The 909-nt window shown below is 38.4% G+C and carries 1 protein-coding gene; it reads right to left on the bottom strand.

All coding sequences use genetic code 11. From position 1 onward, the window contains the following. Positions 1–713: hypothetical protein (locus tag HMPREF1505_RS10085; protein WP_051412367.1), on the bottom strand; the 713-nt coding region annotated here is incomplete at its 3' end. Positions 714–909 lie beyond the last annotated feature (196 nt).

The raw sequence follows: 909 nt of genomic DNA, 5'->3' as shown, positions 1-909 counted from the left end.
GAGTTGAGTGCTTCCAATTCATTGTTTGTATTCGGCATTTGCAACTCAGGGAAGTCATAGAATGTCCACAACCATGGCATATTCCTCTTTAAGCTTAAATATGCGTTTCTTGTGTTCTTATGCACATAATGCGTTTTCCCATCTACTCCTTTTGCCCTTTCGTTTATAAAGTCCTTCCATTTCTCATGCCATGCAGTCAAAGCTCCTATAAAAGAATCTTTGTCTGTATGGCAAAGCATTTTAGCTATGCCAAGCAAGTCTTGTGACGCTTGTAATTTGGGGTGCAATGTCAGTTTTGCTCTTATAGTCATAAGCTGGTGGAACTGGCAATGTTGGAATCTGTACTGGTGGAACTCTTGACGAAGCCCTTTTAAGCCATCGCTCACTATGCCTAAAACATTATATCCATGCAACTCAAGATATGAAATACCTTCTCTGTAATCTGCAATTGTTTCTTTCTTGTCAATGAACTTATACCATAGCACACGACCCGATATGTGATCTTTCATTATAACAACACCAAACCTTCTTCCCCAGTAAGTAGCATCCATTAAGACTACAACATTACTAGAAACTAAGTTAGGAAGGTTCTCCTTGTATTCTGATGACAGATAGCGGTGAATCGTACGAGTTGATACGCCAAATTCTCTGGCAAGGTCGCATACAGTCAGATTCCCTAAGGAATATGTAGAATTAACATTTTCCTTTGTCAAGCGACGACGTCCTATAAAATAACGTTTACAGTCTTTGCAAAACCAACGCTGATAACCATTCTCCTTACCCTTTTTAATGGTGCGATGAGAACCGCAATAAAAGCAGATTTTTTGTCATCGAAAAGTTTTTTGCTCAAAACTATAGTAAATAAAGGGATTACAAGAGATTTTAGGTCTCTTTTTGTCACTTATACCA

The sequence above is a fragment of the Prevotella sp. ICM33 genome, from assembly GCF_000517825.1.
Classification (GTDB): domain Bacteria; phylum Bacteroidota; class Bacteroidia; order Bacteroidales; family Bacteroidaceae; genus Prevotella; species Prevotella melaninogenica.
This window is presented reverse-complemented; position numbering and strand designations above follow the sequence as displayed.